This window comes from Alphaproteobacteria bacterium (assembly GCA_024244705.1).
Classification (GTDB): domain Bacteria; phylum Pseudomonadota; class Alphaproteobacteria; order JAAEOK01; family JAAEOK01; genus JAAEOK01.
Genome location: JAAEOK010000065.1, coordinates 1 through 1,004 on the forward strand (window position 1 = coordinate 1; position 1,004 = coordinate 1,004).

At 48.4% G+C, this 1,004-nt stretch carries 1 protein-coding gene; it reads right to left on the reverse strand.

The window, feature by feature from the left end; genetic code table 11:
- Positions 1 to 286: 286 nt before the first annotated feature.
- Entirely contained in the window at positions 287 to 691 is a 405-nt protein-coding gene (locus GY791_11735; protein MCP4329096.1) for a Ty1/Copia family ribonuclease HI, read from the reverse strand.
- Positions 692 to 1,004 lie beyond the last annotated feature (313 nt).

The following is a 1,004-nucleotide window of genomic DNA, read 5'->3' on the forward strand; positions in this document are numbered from 1 at the left end:
AATATTCTCTACTATGTCGGTTTCTAAAAAAACCGACGCTCCATTGTTATTCACCTATAGACCCCCAACGATGGGTCACCTAGATACCGGCCCCGACGATGGGTCATCTAGGTGCAGACCCAAACGATGGGTCGCCTAGATGCAGATCCCCAACAATGGGTCATCTAGGTGCAGACCCCAACGATGGGTCACCTAGATGCAGACCCCAACAATGGGTCATCTACATGCACGATATCTGCACACTCCTCCTATCCTAAATGATCATAGTAGGCAAAGGACAAGGAGATCAATTAGGATACTTACTGATATCATGAAGTACTGCTGTCCTAAATTCGTTGTGCTTGGTCCTCCTCAGCCTTTTGGTCAATCCGTCTGCCAGCTGTTGATCAGTGGGCACATAATTCAGCTCGATGTTGCCAAGCTCATGTTCCTGCCTAGTGAACTTCAGCTTCACATCTACGTGCCTGGTTCTTCCATTGAATCCCGGTGTTTTAGCCGAAACAATGGTCGCCTGGTTGTCGCAAAACCATGGGGTCTTGAATTGTTCGAGCCCTAGTTCCACCAGTAACCCTTTTAAGAAGTTGGCATGTCTGATACCTCGAGCCAGAGCGGTCCACTCTGATTCTGAAGTGCTCAAAACAATACTCCTCTCTGTTTTGGAAGACCAAGTGATCACCGTCTCCCCAAGCATGATGAGGTATCCAACGCAGCTTCTTCTGGTCTTCGTATCAGACGCGAAATCAGCGTCTGAATATCCCTTCAAACAAGTACCCTGACCTTGATTTTGACGTTTAAAGGATAGTCCCTGGTTAGGGAAGGCTGACAAATACCTCAACAGATGTTGCAGTCCCTTCCAGTGCCTCATGCATGGGTCATGCATCTGTTGGCCTAGTTCTCTGACCGCATTGCTGATGTCTGGCCTAGTCATGTGTGCCAGGTACATCAGTTTCCCCAATACCCTTCTGTATGGGTATTTGGAGAGGTCGAGTGTGACCTCATCCTCG